Origin of the sequence: Vreelandella profundi (assembly GCF_019722725.1) — a bacterium.
GTDB classification, from domain to species: Bacteria; Pseudomonadota; Gammaproteobacteria; order Pseudomonadales; family Halomonadaceae; genus Vreelandella; species Vreelandella profundi.
Map to the genome: position 1 here is coordinate 2,778,798 of NZ_CP077941.1, position 17,659 is coordinate 2,796,456.

At 55.1% G+C, this 17,659-nt stretch carries 12 protein-coding genes; 3 read left to right on the plus strand and 9 right to left on the minus strand.

Features of this window, described 5'->3' with window-relative positions:
* Window positions 1–97: 97 nt before the first annotated feature.
* Window positions 98–610: a hypothetical protein gene (locus tag KUO20_RS12735; protein ID WP_235040224.1), complete on the plus strand. Its 513-nt coding sequence runs from the start codon at window positions 98–100 to the stop codon at window positions 608–610.
* A 124-nt stretch (window positions 611–734) separates the two neighbouring features.
* Window positions 735–4,676 carry a hybrid sensor histidine kinase/response regulator gene (locus KUO20_RS12740; protein WP_235040225.1) on the plus strand — a complete coding sequence of 1,314 codons (3,942 nt, stop codon included), beginning with the start codon at window positions 735–737 and terminating at the stop codon, window positions 4,674–4,676.
* A gap of 26 nt (window positions 4,677–4,702) precedes the next feature.
* On the opposite strand, the gene KUO20_RS12745 is transcribed toward KUO20_RS12740, so the two are convergent.
* The 3 genes from KUO20_RS12745 to KUO20_RS12755 form a co-directional block, all read right to left on the minus strand.
* Window positions 4,703–5,365: a response regulator gene (locus tag KUO20_RS12745; RefSeq protein WP_096278245.1), complete on the minus strand. Its 663-nt coding sequence runs from the start codon at window positions 5,363–5,365 to the stop codon at window positions 4,703–4,705.
* Window positions 5,366–5,604: 239 nt separating this feature from the next.
* Window positions 5,605–7,554, minus strand: coding sequence for an acetate--CoA ligase (acs, locus tag KUO20_RS12750; protein WP_235040226.1), 1,950 nt, complete (start codon window positions 7,552–7,554; stop codon window positions 5,605–5,607).
* A 224-nt stretch (window positions 7,555–7,778) separates the two neighbouring features.
* Complete coding sequence (locus KUO20_RS12755) at window positions 7,779–8,327, minus strand: SprT family zinc-dependent metalloprotease (protein WP_235040227.1); 549 nt, start codon at window positions 8,325–8,327, stop codon at window positions 7,779–7,781.
* Window positions 8,328–8,414: 87 nt separating this feature from the next.
* Between KUO20_RS12755 and KUO20_RS12760 the strand changes: the two genes are divergently transcribed.
* The gene (locus tag KUO20_RS12760; protein WP_235040228.1) at window positions 8,415–9,074 is read left to right on the plus strand and encodes a YecA/YgfB family protein; all 660 of its coding nucleotides are present in this window, start codon (window positions 8,415–8,417) and stop codon (window positions 9,072–9,074) included.
* 75 nt (window positions 9,075–9,149) lie between these two features.
* On the opposite strand, the gene KUO20_RS12765 is transcribed toward KUO20_RS12760, so the two are convergent.
* The 6 genes from KUO20_RS12765 to aceE all read right to left on the minus strand — a co-directional run bounded on the left by KUO20_RS12765 (window position 9,150) and on the right by aceE (window position 17,655).
* A complete protein-coding gene (locus KUO20_RS12765) occupies window positions 9,150–10,271 on the minus strand; it encodes a phospholipase D-like domain-containing protein (RefSeq protein ID WP_235040229.1) in 1,122 nt (373 codons plus the stop codon).
* 25 nt (window positions 10,272–10,296) lie between these two features.
* Window positions 10,297–11,052 carry a class I SAM-dependent methyltransferase gene (locus tag KUO20_RS12770; protein ID WP_235040230.1) on the minus strand — a complete coding sequence of 252 codons (756 nt, stop codon included), beginning with the start codon at window positions 11,050–11,052 and terminating at the stop codon, window positions 10,297–10,299.
* The gene (gene tsaB / locus KUO20_RS12775; RefSeq protein ID WP_235040231.1) at window positions 11,049–11,795 is read right to left on the minus strand and encodes a tRNA (adenosine(37)-N6)-threonylcarbamoyltransferase complex dimerization subunit type 1 TsaB; all 747 of its coding nucleotides are present in this window, start codon (window positions 11,793–11,795) and stop codon (window positions 11,049–11,051) included. The genes KUO20_RS12770 and tsaB overlap by 4 nt, the downstream gene beginning before the upstream one ends.
* A gap of 125 nt (window positions 11,796–11,920) precedes the next feature.
* Complete coding sequence (gene adk, locus KUO20_RS12780) at window positions 11,921–12,574, minus strand: adenylate kinase (RefSeq protein WP_235040232.1); 654 nt, start codon at window positions 12,572–12,574, stop codon at window positions 11,921–11,923.
* A 271-nt stretch (window positions 12,575–12,845) separates the two neighbouring features.
* Window positions 12,846–14,924 carry a pyruvate dehydrogenase complex dihydrolipoyllysine-residue acetyltransferase gene (gene aceF, locus KUO20_RS12785; RefSeq protein WP_235040233.1) on the minus strand — a complete coding sequence of 693 codons (2,079 nt, stop codon included), beginning with the start codon at window positions 14,922–14,924 and terminating at the stop codon, window positions 12,846–12,848.
* A gap of 58 nt (window positions 14,925–14,982) precedes the next feature.
* Window positions 14,983–17,655 (minus strand): pyruvate dehydrogenase (acetyl-transferring), homodimeric type, encoded by a 2,673-nt coding sequence (gene aceE / locus KUO20_RS12790; protein WP_235040234.1) that lies wholly within the window; start codon window positions 17,653–17,655, stop codon window positions 14,983–14,985.
* Window positions 17,656–17,659: the final 4 nt, after the last annotated feature.

Genomic DNA, 17,659 nt, shown 5'->3' on the forward strand with positions numbered 1-17,659 from the left:
TCCTGGCGTGTTAGCGAAATGCAGTGATCACGCCTTGGAGTCGACCCACCATCGGGCTTCCTCAGGGAGGCCCGATGGCTTTTAATAAGGATAATTTATGATATGGCATTTGATCGCCGCCGTTTTTGCGGGCCTGGCGGCCGCAGGGATTGGGCTAATACTGCGCACGCTGAGCGGCAAACGACTGCCAAAGTGGATAGTGCCCGTCTTTGGTGGGCTCGGCATGTTGGGCTATCAGGTTCAGGTGGAATACAGCTGGTTTGAGCATAAGCAGACCCAGCTTCCCGATACGGCCACGGTAATTTCCAGCGACACCACCACGGCAGTATGGCGGCCATGGACGTTTGCGATCCCGATGACCACGAAGTTTAGCGTGATCGACAGCGAAAACATTCGTATCAGCGAGCAAGATGGCGCCCGCTTAGCAGAATTTATCCTTTATCAGTTTGAACGCCATTACACGGACATCCTCATCACTCAGCCTTATCTGCTTAACTGCGAAAATCGCGAACTCGTCCCGCTTGAGAAAGAGACACGCGATCCCATCCTTGAGCAGATACGTACGTTACGCGACACCTCCCCCTTGCTTCTCAACGTCTGTGCCTCATAGGCTTAAACTGTCGCCAGCAAACCTGCGTATCAATGATCGTACAACGCGCTATATTTCGCCTAGAATAAGGCCTTTTATCAGCAGCGCACGTTAAGCGGATCGCACACTCTGGCGGGAGAAAGGCATGTTTCACGGCGGGCTACTGGTCGCGGTATCGTTACTCTATATTGCCGTTTTGTTCTGCATAGCATGGTACGGTGACCGCCGAGCGCGCACGCATGGCGCCACCCGGCGGCGTCCGATCATCTATAGCTTAGCGCTGGCGATTTACTGCACCTCCTGGACGTTTTACGGCGCCGTAGGACAAGCCGCTACAGCCGGCTGGTCGTTCGCCAGCATCTTCGTCGGGCCCATATTAACGTTTTTACTTTTCTGGCCCGTGCTGGCCAAAATGATCCGTGTTGCGAAGCATCAAAACGTTACGTCTATTGCCGACTTTATTGCCTCCCGCTACGGCAAAACGCAATCGTTGGCCGCCTTTGCCAGTCTCGTCGCACTCGTCGGCACCCTTCCCTACATTGCTTTACAGCTTAAAGCGGTTTCCACCACGTTTAGCGTACTCACCGACGCCACGGACGTAACCCATACGCCGCTGTTTGGCGATACGGCGTTCTACGTCGCCATTGTCATGGCTATTTTTGCGATCTTATTCGGCACCCGGCACACCGATGCCACCGAACATCACGAAGGCTTAATTCATGCGGTCGCGTTTGAATCGCTGGTCAAGTTACTGGCCTTCGTGGTACTCGGCGCCTTTGTCACCTGGGGTATGTTCGGCGGTCTGGGGGAGTTAATGAGCCATGCCGAGAGCCAGCTTCAGCTCCAGCGCCAGCTCGCCAACCAGGATTTTGGCCAAAGCTTCTGGGCACAAACGCTGCTCGCCATGCTGGCGATTCTTTGCTTACCGCGCCAATTTCACGTGGCGGTGGTGGAAAACATCCACCCTGACGACGCTTCCAAAGCCCGCTGGCTGTTTCCGCTTTATTTGCTAGCCATTGCGTTTTTTGTAGTGCCCTTAGCCGCCGCCGGGCTGCTGTTATTTTCCGAAACTGGTATAGAACCTGACACCTACGTACTGGCACTGTCGGTGGCGTCAGGGCACCAGTGGCTGACGCTACTCACCTTTATTGGCGGGTTTTCTGCTGCAACGGGCATGGTGATTGTCGCCGCGGTGGCGGTATCTATCATGATCTCCAACGAGATTGTCATTCCAGCGCTGTTCCGCCTGCGCTGGTTTGATACCAAAGCACGCGATTACGGCCGCCTAGTGCTGCGTACTCGCCGCCTGACGATTGTCGCTGTACTGGCCATGGCCTACGGTTTTTACCAACTGCTGGCTGAATTCACCTCCCTGGCCTCTATTGGCATGCTGTCGTTTGCGGCCGCCGCGCAGTTTGCACCGGCAGTGATTGGCGGGCTTTACTGGAAGCGCGGCAATCGGTTCGGGGTTATCGTCGGTATGAACGCAGGCTTCGCGATCTGGGTATATAGCCTGCTAATGCCCGCCATGATCAATGCTGGCGTGCTGCCAACCCAGTGGCTTGAAGGTGGCCCGTTAGGGCTTAACTGGCTATCGCCAACGGCACTGTTTGGGCTTAATTTGGGCGATAGCTTTACCCACGGCGTGATGCTGTCACTCGGGATTAACCTGTTTTGCTACATTTTTGTCTCCCAGGTCACCTCTCAGCGAGTAGTTGAGCGTATTCAGGCGTCACTGTTTGTCGATAGCGTGGAAACACGCCAGACCTCGGTCAACCGCCCCTGGACCGGGGCAACCACCGTAGGCGATTTAAAAGTGCTCTGTGAGCGTTTTCTAGGCGCCAGCCAAGTGGGCCGCGCCTTTGAAGACTACGCCCGCCGCACGGGCAAACCGTTGGACGACGGCACCCGCGCATCGATTGATATTATTCAGTTTACTGAACGCTTTCTGGCCTCGGTTCTCGGCGCGTCATCGGCACGCATAGTGGTTAACTCGGCGCTTCAGGGGCGCGGCATCGGCATTTCGGACGTGATTTCAATTGTCGATGAAGCCTCGCAGGTGTTGGAGTTCAACCGAGCGCTGCTGCAGGCCACTATTGAAAATATTAATCAGGGCATCAGCGTAGTCGATCAAAACCTGCGTCTGGTGGTGTGGAACCAGCGCTATCTGGAGCTATTCCGCTTCCCTGACCACCTCATTCGCGTCGGTGCGCCGATTGATCGCATCTTCCGCTACAACGCCCATAACAGCGAATATGGCCCCGGAGATCCGGAAGAACACGTCCAGCTACTGCTCGACAACATTCGCGAAGGCCAGCCCCATCGCTATGTGCGCTATCGCCAGGATGGCAGCGTGCTAGAAGTTCAGGGCAACCCGATGCCGGGGGGCGGTTTTGTTTATACCTATCAGGACATTACCCAGCAAAAGCGTATAGAAGAGGCGCTGATCCGCTCGGAAAACAATATCCGAATTTATACCGACAACGTGCCCGCGCTGATCGCCTACTTCGACAAAGAGTGTCGCTACCTATTTACCAACCGCGCCTACGAGCAGGCCTTTAATATTGATCGCAACGCGGTCATTGGTCGTCGTTTTGAGGACGTGCTTCAGGTCAAACAGGCCGAGGAGCGCACGCCCTGGGTTACCCGTGCACTAAGCGGGGAGCGCGTGAGTTTTGAAGTCTCGCTGCGCGTTAACGAGGCTATGCGCTATATGCTCGTGACCTACACTCCTCACTTTGGCGACAGCCAAACTATTTTGGGTTTCTTTGCCCTTTACCAAGATATTACCGAGCGCCGCCAAGCTGAAATTGCCCTAGAGGAGACCAACGAAACGCTTGAAGAGCGCGTACGTGAGCGTACTCAGGCGCTTTCGGAGGCCAACGCAGCGCTACGCCAAGAGAACCGCGTACGCGCGGAGGCAGAGCTCGCCCTGCGCCAAGCTAAACAGCTGGCGGAAGATGCCAACGCTTCTAAAACACGTTTTCTCGCTGCCGCCAGCCATGATTTACTGCAGCCTTTGAACGCTGCTCGGCTGTTTACCTCGGCACTCATGCAAAATGTCACTAAGCCAGATACACAGCGTATCGTTGGCCATATTGATAACTCGCTTCAGGCGGCCGAGGAGCTGCTCAGCACCCTACTGGATATCTCTAAACTGGATGCCGGCGCCTTAACACCACGTCGCAACCACTTCCCGCTGGCGGATATCTTCCGCCCACTGCGCGCCGAATTTGAGGTAATGGCTGACGACAGAGGGCTGGATTTAGACGTGGTGCCGACTCAGCTATGGGTCGACTCAGATCCTCAGATGCTGCGGCGTATCGTGCAAAATTTCTTATCTAATGCTATTCGCTACACCCAAGAGGGCCGGGTACTGCTGGGCTGTCGCCGCCAAAACGGCTGGCTCTCTATTGAAGTGTGGGACAGCGGTCCTGGCATTCCTGAATCTAAACTGACCGAGATTTTTCAAGAGTTCCGTCGTTTAGATCAAGTTTCGCGGCACAAAGAAAGCGAAAAGGGATTGGGGCTGGGTCTCTCGATTGCCGACCGCATGAGCCGGGTGCTTGATCACCCTATCAAAGTACGCTCAACGGTAGGCAAAGGCGCGGTTTTCTCGGTCAGCGTGCCGACAGTCGCCGCCCGGGAAGCCAACGCATCCGATCTAGAGCCTCAAATGCGCCGTGGTGGTCATAAATTGAACGGTACGCGTATCGTGTGTATCGACAATGAAACGCTGATTCTAGAAGGCATGACGGCCATGCTAAGCGGGTGGGGCTGCGAAGTGTTTACGGCCACTAGCATTGGGGGAGCAAAATCCATTCTGCGTAATATGGACGGTGAGCCCGATGCTATTCTGGCTGACTATCACCTGGATAATGAAGTCACTGGTTTGATGGCGCTGGAGGCGCTCAGCGAGCGCTTTGAAGGGGCAGTGCCAGGCATTGTGATCACCGCAGATCGTACAGAAGTCGTTGCTGAAGAAATCAAACGGGCGGGTTACCAGCTGCTGCTAAAGCCGGTTAAACCGGCGGCGCTGCGGGCTCTATTGACGCGTACGTTACAGGCCAATCGCGCGGCGCGCTAAGCGCCGCGTAACGTGCTAGTAAGCGTTTACGATGCAACCTTCGGTGGTTCAACTTCTAACTTCTGGGCAGCAATCACGGCCTGGGTACGCGAGTGCACGCCCAGCTTACGCAAAATCGCGGTCACGTGTGCTTTGATCGTCGCTTCCGAAACGCTCAGCTCGTAGGCGATCTGTTTGTTCAGCAGCCCTTCCGTCAGCATATTCAGTACGCGAAATTGCTGCGGGGTTAGCGAAGCAATCGCTTCAGCAAAGCGCGACTCCTCTTCACTGGTTTCTTCCAGCACGTTGGCCAATGCTTCGGGCAACCATACTTCACCCTTAAGAATTTCACCGACGGCCTCAGCAATTAGTTGTAGAGACGAAGATTTAGGGATAAAACCCGACGCGCCGTAGTCAATAGCACGACGAACGACATAAGGCTCGTCGCTTCCAGAGACGACGGCAACGGGAATATCGGGCATTTGACCACGCAATTGAATCAAGCCAGAGAAGCCATGAGCGCCCGGCATATGCAGATCCAAGAGAATCAAATCAGCATCAGGGTGGCGATTCACCACTTCATTAGTGGCTTCCATGGTATCCGCTTCGACAATTTCCGCCTGGGGGGCAAGCTGGCGTAACGCTTGTGTCAGCGCTGCGCGAAAAAGCGGGTGATCGTCAGCGACGATAAACTTATGGGCTACTGCCATGGATATTCCTCCGGTTCCTTGAGCAGCGGGGCTGTCTGCCACCCCGACGCTAGGCTCTTGCGGTTGTGAAGCATGGTACCCCATGGGCCTCATCATGCCCAAGCATCACATGCACAATTTGTAATGGGTCGATCGTACCATTGAAAACTCATACAAAGAAAAATTCATATCAACAAACACAGCAGTGCCGACCTAATCAGGTCGGCACTGTTCACTTCAACAACGTGCTATAGCGAGCGTTATTGATTCGCGCGATGTTCAATCAGCTCGTCGACCACTGACGGATCAGCCAGGGTGCTGGTATCACCTAGCCCATCGCACTCGTTGGCGGCAATCTTGCGCAGTATGCGCCGCATGATTTTCCCTGAGCGCGTTTTTGGTAGCCCTGGCGCCCACTGAATGACATCCGGCGATGCAATCGGCCCGATATCTTTACGAACCCACTGGGTCAGCTCTTTTTTGAGCTCGTCAGTCTCCTCGATACCGTCATTCAAGGTGACATAGATATAGATCCCCTGCCCCTTAATATCATGCGGAAAGCCTACCACGGCCGCTTCAGCAACGGCGCTATGCGCTACCAATGATGACTCAATCTCGGCGGTGCCCATACGGTGACCCGACACGTTGAGCACGTCATCAACGCGCCCGGTGATCCAATAGTAGTCATCCTCATCACGTCGGCAGCCGTCACCCGTGAAATACATGCCGTCATAGGTCGAAAAGTAGGTCTGAATAAAACGCTCGTGATCATTCCAGATAGAGCGCGCCTGCCCCGGCCAAGAATCGAGAATCACCAAATTACCTTCGGTGGCACCCTCAAGAATCTTGCCTTCATTGTCGACTAGTGCTGGCTTCACGCCAAAAAACGCCGTCGTGGCCGAGCCAGGCTTCAGCGGCGTGGCGCCCGGCAGCGGGGCAATCATGATGCCGCCAGTTTCGGTTTGCCACCAGGTATCGACAACCGGGCATTGCTCATTGCCAATTATCCGATAGAACCATTCCCAGGCTTCCGGATTGATCGGCTCACCCACAGAGCCAAGCAGGCGCAGGCTGTCACGCTTGCTCGAATCCATAACGCTGTCGCCGTGCGCCATTAATGCACGCACCGCCGTGGGCGCAGTATAAAGAATATTAACGTTGTGCTTATCAACGATCTCGCCCATCCGACCGTGGGTCGGATAGCTCGGCACGCCTTCAAACATAAGGGTCGTCGCGCCGTTCGCTAACGGGCCATATACGATATAGCTGTGCCCGGTTACCCAGCCCACATCCGCCGTGCACCAGTAAACTTCACCGTCCTGGTAGTCAAACACATACTGGTGGGTCATCGCGGCGTAGGTCAGGTAGCCACCGGTGGTGTGCTTGAGTCCTTTCGGCGCGCCGGTGGAGCCTGAGGTATACAGAATAAACAGCGGGTCTTCCGCGCCCATGGCTTCGGGTTCGCACTCGCTTGACTGTTTGTCGACAAGCACATCAAACCAAATATCACGATCATCGTTCCAATCAATGTCACCGCCGGTACGCTTCACTACCAGCACGTTTTTGCATACGTCAGTGCCTTCGCGAGTCAGTGCAGAATCCACGTTTTCTTTAAGCGGCACGTGCTTGCCGCCACGCACCGACTCATCGGCGGTGATCACAAGTTTGGAATCCGAGCCGATAACGCGCTGGGCAACCGCATCTGGAGAGAAGCCGCCAAATACCACCGAGTGCACCGCACCGATGCGCGCACAGGCAAGCATCGCCATCGCGGCCTCAGGAATCATCGGCATATACAGCGTGACGGTATCGCCCTTGCCAATCCCCAGCTCTTTTAGCGCGTTGGCTAGCTGGTTCGTACGCGCGTACAGCTCACGATAGCTAATGTGCTTGGATTCATTGGGGTTATCGCCCTCCCAAATAATCGCGGCTTGATCACCACGCGTCTCTAAGTGGCGGTCCAAACAGTTGGCGCTGACGTTAAGCAACCCATCTTCAAACCAACGGATATCAACGTTGTCACGCGCAAAGGAAGTGTTTTTGATCTTAGTAGGCGCCTTAATCCAGTCAAGGCGCTGGGCCTGCTCAGCCCAGAAGGCTTCCGGATCGTCCAGCGACTGCTGATACATGGCCTCATACTTGGCTTTGTCGGCCCATGCTTTGGCGGCGAATTCGTCGCGCACCGGATAGACTTTCTGTTGATTGCTCATGACATTGCCTCTGTCCGTGAAAATGCACTTTCTAAATAAATGATCTTGCTAAAGAAACTGTCGTCGACGCGCGTCTTTATGAACTGCTTTATGACGTGGACTGATGATTATCAGGCCTATCGACTACTAATAAGGTTCCCCTAGCATAAACCTCCGCGAGCAAGCTTCCCTTTAGACATTGGTATTAACAAATTTTTCTTAAAAAACGGATACTTACATTCCAATCACAGCGTATCTTCTGGCGTGTAGACCAAGGTCTTAACACAGTGTCGGCAGCGATACCCACGTCCACTTGCCGCTAGCGCGTGGCGCCTGGGTGTAAAACGATGAATTCGACAGCCGCACTGATAGCGATACGGCGCAGACTGCGCCTGCTGAATATCGAACTGATGCGTCACGCTGGGCGCCAAACCGAACAGATCCCGCATCACCGTTTTCCACTCACGCCCGTGAGGCTTCAAGCGTGGACCATTATCTAAATGAAATACCAGCCAGTGGGCCATTTCATGGGGAATAACGTCATCAAAAAAAGCCGTGCGGTTTTCACTCAGCAGCACCGGGTTTAAGCGTAAGCCGCCCCGGCTGAGATGCGCCTGCCCAGCACAGGCACCACGCAAGTCAAACCAAACCTTTGGGGCGGGTAGCGGCGGGCACACCTCGCAGCAGCGTTGCCACGCCTGCTCTACGCGCACGCGCGCGGCATGGTGCAAATCGGTTGTCGTCATGGCGGCCAGTTCGGCAGCAGGCCATGGAGGCAGAGGTATAGTACTCATTAGTGATAAACTAGCCGTAATAGGTACACGTTGATAGGGATACAGAGTATCCGATGATGACCGATTCGCATTAATGAGGCTTTACTCATGGCAGAGCGTAGCGACACCCAAGAACCAAACACGCCACCGCAGCCACTGCTCGACGATGAGCAGCTGGATAGATTGGACGACTTCCTTGCTTCAGATCAAGTGGATGAAGACGCCCTGGATCTCATCTCCGCCCATGGTTTCTTAGTCGCGCTTGCCGTCGCGCCTAGTGAACTGCCGCCCGACCAGTGGCTGGCCGAGCTGTTTCAAGGTGAGCCGCGTTACGCCGACGACGCCGAGCGCGATGAGATTATTACGCTGCTTACCCTGCTGCGTGACAATGCGGTGGCGGTACTGGAACAAGGCGGATTACCGGAACTGCCTTTCGAGCTGACGCTCGGCGGCGAACCCGCAGAAGAGACTCCAATTGGCGACTGGTGTGCGGGCTTCATGGAAGGCGTCTTCAGCGATGAGAGCGCCTGGTTCCAGGACGATGAAGAGGCTGCGGCCACCCTACTACTGCCGTTCATGCTGCTATCGGGCCTGTTCGACGACGAGCCAGACATGGTCGAGCTGGCCAAGGACCAGCAGCGCCAAGAGTCGCTAGTGGTACAGTTGCCGGAGCTGGTGCTGGATCTTTATCTGCACTACCGCGTACCGCCGGAAACGCCCAAGCCTAAACCGCGCAAGAAAACTCCCGCTAAAGGTAAAAAACGCTAGGCGCTCTTGAACATCTCCAACCGCTGATCTTAAGAGCTGGTTTTAAGAGCTGGCTTCAAGAGCTACTCTCAAGCGCTATTTGATACGCGTCACCGCCGCATCTAGAATTCCATAGATCCACTCTTTGGCGCGCTGCCCCCAGGGCCGCGCTGCCCACGTGGCCGCATCCACTTCTTGGCTGGTGGCAAAGTTGCGCTCAAACAGCTGGCGTACTTCCGTTGCCAGCCGTGGGTCCATTACCTCTTGATTGGCCTCTAGGTTCCAGTGCAAGTTCCAGTGATCAAAATTACACGAACCGATACTTATCCACTCGTCGGCGAGTACAAACTTGGCATGAATAAACGTCGGCTGGAATTCAAAAATACGCACTCCGGCCTTAAGCATCGTCTGATAAAAACGCTGGCCGGCAAAACGAACGCCAGGGTGATCATGCTTGGCACCGGGCAGCAGCAAGCGCACATCAACACCGCGCCGCGCCGCTCGAACTAAGCGGCGGCGCAGGGCAAACGTTGGCACAAAATACGGTGTGCATAGCCACAGCTGCGTTTTGGCGTTATTCACACGCCCGTGCAATGAATGACGAATGGCTTGATAACGATAGCCCCGTGCCGACATCGCACGCCCTGGCATGCCGTTAGGCTGTTCCTGCGGCTCGCGCCTTTCAGGCAGGCCGACCGCACGTTCATCACCCTTTTCGGCGCGCGTTAGCCGCGAATGCCACAGCCGCCGAAACAGCAGCTCCCAGTCAGCCACTACCGGCCCCTCAATACGCAGCGCAATCTCGTACCAGGCATTGAGAAACTCATCGACCGCGCCAAAACCACCGGTAAACGCTATCTCACCGTCTATCACGACAATTTTACGGTGGTCGCGGCTTAAGTTCAGCGCTAAAGAGTGAAAGCCCAGCGGATTAAAAAAGCGCAGCTGCACGCCGCCCTGCTTCAACCGCTGCCGGTCATCGTTGGACAGCCCCATCGAACCGTAGCCATCAAGCAGTAGGCAGACGCAGACCCCGCGCCCTGCTGCGTCAATGAGCGTATCAATAGCCTGACTAGCCAGCTCACCCGACTCCATCAGATAAAGCTCTACCAGCACATAGTGCTGCGCGGCATTAACCGCTTCAAGCATGGCTGGCAGAAAGCGCGTGGCTTCTGGCAGTAGCGTAAATTGATTCCCTTCTCGCCACGCATTCTGCATGGGTACTCCTTACTTTACCGATGAGCTAGCGTACTAACGAACGATGGACGTATAAATCATAGCGACTGGTTTTGCCTTCTAGCGTGTGCTGAGGCGCAGGCCCAGCAATAGGCGGCGCCTTGCGTGGACGCTTCACAACCACGCGATGAGTCGCCACATCAAGCGCGGCTTCAAGCAGCCGCGGGGCATCGTTATCATCACCGGCGAGCTCGCGAAACAGGCGCATCTCTTTTTTCACCAGCGCAGACTTCTCACGGTGGGGAAACATAGGGTCAAGATGTATCACCTGCGGCGTAAAACAGGCGCTGGTAACCAGCGCCGCCAGCGATTGAGCAGCATCGCCGTGTGCGAGCCTCATGCGTGCGGCAATATCTGCCGTTTCGCTATGCTTCAACGCCCGCTCCAGACCATCTTTCAACAGCGCGGCAATCGCCGCTACCCGCTCAATTAACAGCACCTGCGCACCGAGACTTGCGAGCACAAAAGCATCGCGGCCCAGCCCTGCAGTCGCATCAACAATGCTGGGTGATACGCCCTTACTCAGCCCGCAGGCTTTGGCGACTAGCTGACCACGCCCACCGCCAAAGCGGCGTCGATGGGCAGCCTTGCCCGCCGTAAAATCAACGCTTAGCGGCTTCCCGTAACGCGCTTCATCACCCACCAGCGCCAGCCCTGCATCGCCGTGTATCAAGCGCAGTCCCGCTGGCAAAGCGATATGTTTAACATCCAGCTCTACATTGCCCTCAACATCACTCTCAACGTCATCCTCAACACCGTTCATGCGGGCTTTTTCCAAGCGACGTCGTTACGCAGATAAACCGGCTGAACCAGATGCGCCGCTTGGCCAAGCCCGGCAGCAAAATCACGCGCCGCTAGCCATGCCATTTCTTCAGCGCGAGGCTCAAGGTCGCACAGGTGCTGAGGCATACTAAGCTGAACATCGGTCGTGAAGCGCTTCCATAACGTAAAGCCGCTGCCAACGCCGACCCAGTCGGTTTCTCCGCTCGGCAGGCGCATCGCCTCCGGAGCTAACACGGCCTCTGCGCTCATCGCCGTCACGGTGTCTTTCAAGCAATGCCACGTCGCGGCGTATACCTCGCCCATACGGGCATCGATAGCCGTCACAACATGGCGCAAGTGATAGCGTCGGTGTGCCTGAAGGGCGAGCGCTTCCAGCGTAGAAATACCCAGAAGCGGACGATCCAGACCAAAGGCAAGCCCCTGGGCAGCCCCCGCCGCAATGCGTAAGCCAGTAAATGATCCTGGGCCGCGGCCAAACGCGACGGCATCAAGCTGAGCAGGAGTTACCTGCGCCTCGGCAAGCACTTCATCCACCATCGGCAATAGTCGACGCGTATGGGCGCGAGGCGTCATCTCAAAACGTGCCAGGCATTCGGTCTTCGGATTCTCTGGCGTTAGGTGTTCTGGCGCTAGATGCTCAGCGGCAGAGGCGTCTTCTTGGCGCAGCAGAGCGACGGAGCAAGCGCTCGATGAGGCGTCAAGGGCAAGCAGATATAACGGCATAGCAAAGGGCCACTCGAAAGAAACGTTGCGACATTATACCCCCACCACGCTAACACGACGATGGCCCGCTTAAAGCGAGCCATCGTCAAGGTGCTGTGTATAGCCGATGCGTTGCGTTTTGCTACTTAGCCCAGCGCGTCTTTCACTTGGCGGGTAATATCGGTCACGCTACCTACGCCTTCAATGCGGTGGTATTTCGGCGCGCTTTCAGCGTCTTCCGCTGCCCACTGCTGATAGTAGTCGACCAGCGGGGCCGTTTGATCGTGATAAACCGACAGACGATTACGCACCGTGGACTCTTGATCATCCTCACGCTGAATAAGCGCTTCGCCGGTGACATTATCTTTGCCCAGCTCTTTGGGCGGATTATGCTCAACGTGGTAGACACGACCAGAGGCTGGATGAACACGACGCCCGGCCAAACGGCTGACGATTTCTTCATCGGGCACGGCAATCTCGACCACGTGGTCTAGCTTAACGCCGCCTTCTTTCATTGCGTCAGCCTGGGGGATCGTGCGTGGAAAGCCATCAAATAGAAAGCCGTTTTCACAGTCCGGCTGGCTGATGCGCTCTTTGACCAGGTCGATGATGATGTCGTCTGACACCAAGCCGCCGCTGTTCATGATCTCTTTTACTTTCAGGCCCAGTTCAGTGCCATCTTTAATGGCAGTGCGCAGCATATCCCCGGTGGAAATCTGAGGAATCTTAAATTGCTCGCAAATAAACTGAGCTTGAGTCCCCTTCCCGGCGCCGGGGGCACCCAACAGGATTAAACGCATGACACTGCTCCTTAAAGTTTAAAAAATATGAAAAAAACTATTACCCGACAATAACCGTGCCCACCAGACGACACAACTCCCCAAAAGCCTGAGAGACGCGTTTTTATTTCATTTTTTTAAATTAAAACAGCTAGGTGAGCACAAATAGCTGTTTGAAACTCTACTTTGGTCGCCTTTAGAACTAAAAATGCCATTATCCTGCGCGCCGCATTCACACTAAACACAAGCGGCGCCCCGAGGGGCGCCGCTTGTGAAACTTTAATTCTATCGATTACAGAAGTAAACGACGAATATCAGTTAGTACGTCTGCCAAGAAGGCGGTGAAGCGTGCTGCATCGGCTCCGTTGATCGCCCGGTGGTCATAAGAGAGCGAAAGCGGCATCATCAAACGCGGCTGGAAGGCATTGCCATCCCATACCGGCTTCATCTGCGCTTTCGACACACCCAAAATAGCGACTTCCGGCGCGTTGACGATCGGTGTAAATGCCGTACCACCAATCGAACCGAGGCTTGAAATAGTGAAGCAGCCACCGGTCATTTCTTCACGCTTGAGCTTTTTGCTTTGTGCTTTTTTGCCCAGATCAGCCATGTCCTTCGCAATCTCAATCAAGGACTTTTTATCGGCATCACGCAGGACAGGCACCATCAGACCATCGGGGGTATCAACCGCGATACCAATATGGACATAGTTCTTCCATACCAGCGTTTCGCCATCGCCCTTCAGGCTGACATTGAACTGCGGGAATTTACGCAGTGCAAAAGCACAGGCTTTGACCATAAACGGTAACGGCGTGAGCTTAGCCCCCTGCGCTTCGGCTTCAGCCTTCATGGCTTTGCGGAAGGCTTCAAGCTCGGTAATGTCCGCTTCGTCAAACTGCGTGACGTGAGGCACATTAAGCCAGCTGCGATGCAGGTTGGTAGCGCCCATTTTGAGCAGGCGTCCCATCGGCTTCTCTTCCACTTCACCGAACTGGCTGAAGTCGACGGCGGGGATTGGCGGAATACCCGCGCCGCCAGTGGCCGCTGCTGCGCCTTGCGGAGCAGCCCCCTGATTGGCGATTGCCTGCTTGACGTAAGACTGCACGTCTTCTTTCAGCACGCGATCTTTCGGGCCGCTAGGCTTCACTAGACCGATATCGACACCCAGCTCACGGGCCAGCATACGTACCGCAGGTCCGGCATGAACGAGCTTGCCATCACGGGGCTTGTGTGCCGCCATCTGTGCTTCAGGGCTTGGCGTACCCGCCGGTGAGGCTGAGGCCTTAGCGCTGGCTTGACTAGCACTGCCTTTATCCTTTTCAGGCGCAGCTTTCTTAGGCTCAGCTTTCTCAGATGCAAGCTTTTTCGGCGCGGCTTTTTTACCGCTAGCAGCCACTTCCATATAGCCAATCACATCGCCTTCAGAAACGGTGTCACCCTCTTTAACGGTTAGCTCAATGAGCTTACCTTTATAGGGGCTGGGCACGTCCATAGAGGCTTTGTCAGATTCCAGCGTGATCAGCGCATCTTCCACGTTGATCTCATCGCCTGCGGCCACGCCAATTTCAATAATCGGCACGTCAGAGGCACCTGACATCTCCGGCACGCGAATTTCTTTACGCTCCGGCTCGCCGCTTGTAGCCTCTTCTTGATCATCATCTTCTTCAGACGACTCTTCCGGCTCGCTGCTGGCTTGGCTAGCAGCTTCCTCGTCAGATGCTTCCTCAGTCTCTTCTTCGCCGCCTTCACCCGCGACTTCCATCTGGCCGATAACATCGCCTTCGGAAACGGTATCGCCCTCTTTCACAGTGAAGGTAACGATTTTGCCGCTATAGGGACTGGGCACATCCATGGAGGCCTTATCAGACTCCAAAGTAATCAGCGTGTCTTCAGCCTCTACTTCATCGCCTTCGCTCACGGCGACTTCAATAATTTCGACGCTATCAGAGCCGCCCAAGTCAGGCACTATGATATCAACCGTTTGCTTACCACCGGCCGACTTTTTAGCAGCAGGCTTCTGCTCTTGAGAGGGCTCTTTAGCGTTGTCTTCTTGTTTGTCTTCTTCTTTATCTTCTTTCGCCGGTGCGGCATCTGGCTGCGCATCGTCGCTCTCGTCACTACTTTCGTCGCCGCCTTCAACTTCTAGCTCAACGATATCGTCCCCTTCAGAAACGGTATCGCCTTCTTTGACCAGCACCTTAATGACCTTGCCGCCTTTTGGGGCAGGTACATCCATGCTGGCTTTGTCAGATTCCAGAGTGATCAGGGTGTCTTCCGCTTCAATGACGTCGCCTTCTGACACCGCAATCTCGATGATTTCGACATCGGCATCACCACCGATATCGGGAACTTTGATGATTTCGCTACTCAAGGTCGCGCTCCTTCCAAATCGGATCGAGCCGGTGGGCACTTGCCCACCGGGCAGCGGTTTAGCTAGTCAGCGGATTAGGCTTACTGGCATCAATGCCATACTTCTTCAGCGCTTCCCCGACAAGCTTGCGATCAATCTCGCCACGATCTGCCAACGCGCGCAGCGCGGCAACGGTGACGAAGTAACGGTCAACTTCGAAGAAGTAACGCAGCTTCTCACGGGTATCCGAACGGCCGTAGCCATCGGTACCTAGTACAGTGTAGTCGCCCGGTACCCAAGCACGCACTTGATCAGCGTAGAGCTTCATGTAATCGGTAGAGGCAATTACCGGCCCTTCACGACCTTCCAAGCATTTCGTGACGTGCGGCTTGAGCGCTTCAGCATCTGGGCTTAGGAAGGCTTCACGATCTAGCAGCAGCGCTTCACGACGCAGCTCGTTAAAGCTGGTCACGCTCCAGATGTCGGCGCCAATGCCCCACTCGTTTTCAAGCAGCTCGGCAGCCGCTTCCACTTCACGCAGAATGGTGCCAGAACCAAGCAGCTGAACGCGGCCTTTATCACCCTTGGTTTCGCGCAGCAGGTACATACCTTTGACGATATCGTCGGCCGGTACGTCTTCTAGCACAGGGTGCTCGTAGTTCTCGTTCATCACGGTCAAGTAGTAGAAGCAGTTCTCCTTATCGGTGAACATGCGCTTCAAACCGTCCTGAACAATCACCGCCACTTCATGCGCATAGGTCGGGTCGTAGCTACGGCAGTTAGGGATGAGCGACGCCTGAAGCAGACTATGGCCATCTTGGTGCTGTAACCCTTCGCCGTTAAGCGTAGTACGCCCCGCCGTGCCGCCAACCATAAAGCCACGCGCCTGCAGATCACCCGCCGCCCACGCCAGGTCACCGATACGCTGGAAACCAAACATTGAGTAATAGATGTAGAACGGCAATAGCGTCACATGGTTATTACTGTAGGACGTTGCCGCGGCGATCCAGGCAGACATGGCGCCCGGCTCGGTAATACCTTCCTCAAGGATCTGACCTTTCTGATCCTCGCGGTAGAACATGATCTGGCCTTTATCGACCGGCTCATACTTCTGACCTTCAGCGGTATAGATACCTAGCTGACGGAACATGCCTTCCATACCAAAGGTACGCGCTTCATCAGGGATAATCGGCACAACATACTTGCCCAGCTTTTTATCCTTGACCAAACCATTGAGTATCCGCACAAAAGACATTGTGGTGGAGACTTCACGGCCTTTCGAACCAACCATTTGCGAGGCAAAGGTCTTATCTTCCAGCGAAGGGATTTCTAAGGCTTCGAAATCACTGCGACGGCTGGGCAGATAGCCATTCAAGCGTTCACGCTGAAGATGCATGTACTTAAGCTCAGGAGATTCATCATCCGGCTTGTAATAAGGCACGTCTTTCAGCTGCTCGTCGGTCAACGGAATGCCAAAGCGGTCACGGAAGGTCTTGAGCGCTTCGTATTCCATGCTCTTGACCTGGTGCGCGCCGTTCTCAGCTTCACCATCGCCGCTACCCATGCCGTAGCCTTTTACGGTATGCGCTAAAATGACCGTCGGCTTGCCGTTAGAGGTATTGACCGCTTCGTTATACGCCGCATAGACCTTGAACGGGTCATGGCCGCCACGGTTAAGCTTCCAGATATCGTCGTCAGAGAGATCTTTAACCATCTCTTCGGTTTCTGGATACTTACCAAAGAAGTGCTCACGGGTGTAGGCACCGCCGTTGGCTTTGTAGTTCTGGTACTCGCCATCGACCGCTTCGTCCATGCGATTTTGAAGGATGCCTTTTTTATCCTTCTCGAACAGCGGATCCCAGTGGCGGCCCCAAACGACTTTAATAACGTTCCAGCCAGCGCCACGGAATACGCCTTCGAACTCATCCATGACGCGCGAGTTACCGCGAACAGGACCGTCAAGACGCTGCAGGTTGCAGTTGATCACGAAGATTAGGTTGTCGAGGTTTTCACGACCCGCCAGCGAAATAGCGCCCAGAGATTCCGGCTCGTCACACTCGCCGTCACCCATGAAGCACCAGATCTTACGGTCGTGCATATCTTTCAGCTCGCGATGATGCAGATACTTCATCACGTGAGCCTGGTAAATCGCCTGGATCGGCCCTAGCCCCATCGATACCGTGGGGAACTGCCAGTAGTCCGGCATCAGCCACGGGTGCGGGTAAGAGGACAGGCCATCGCCATCAACTTCCTGGCGGAACTTGTCCATCTGCGCTTCGCTCAGGCGCCCTTCTAAGAAAGAGCGGGCGTAGATACCTGGCGCCACATGACCCTGGATATAAATCAAGTCACCGGCGAAGTCGTCTTTAGGAGCGCGGAAAAAGTGGTTAAAGCCTACGTCATACAGGGTTGCCGATGACATAAAGCTGGCAATATGGCCGCCCAGGCCCGGGTTAGCGCGGTTATTGCGAATGACCTGCGCAATAGCGTTGTAACGAATCAAGGAGCGGATACGGCGCTCCATGAACAAATCGCCAGGCATCGGCGCTTCGCGATGAACCGGGATCGTATTACGGTGCGGGGTTGTCACCGAGAAGGGTACCTTCATCCCGTCCCGGCGCAGACGATCCGCCAGGCGGGTCATTAGGTAGCGGGCACGATCTTCGCCCTCACGATCCAACACCGATTCTAAGGAGTCTATCCATTCCGTAGTTTCGATCGGATCGAGATCTTCTCTTGTCTTCAGACTCATAGAG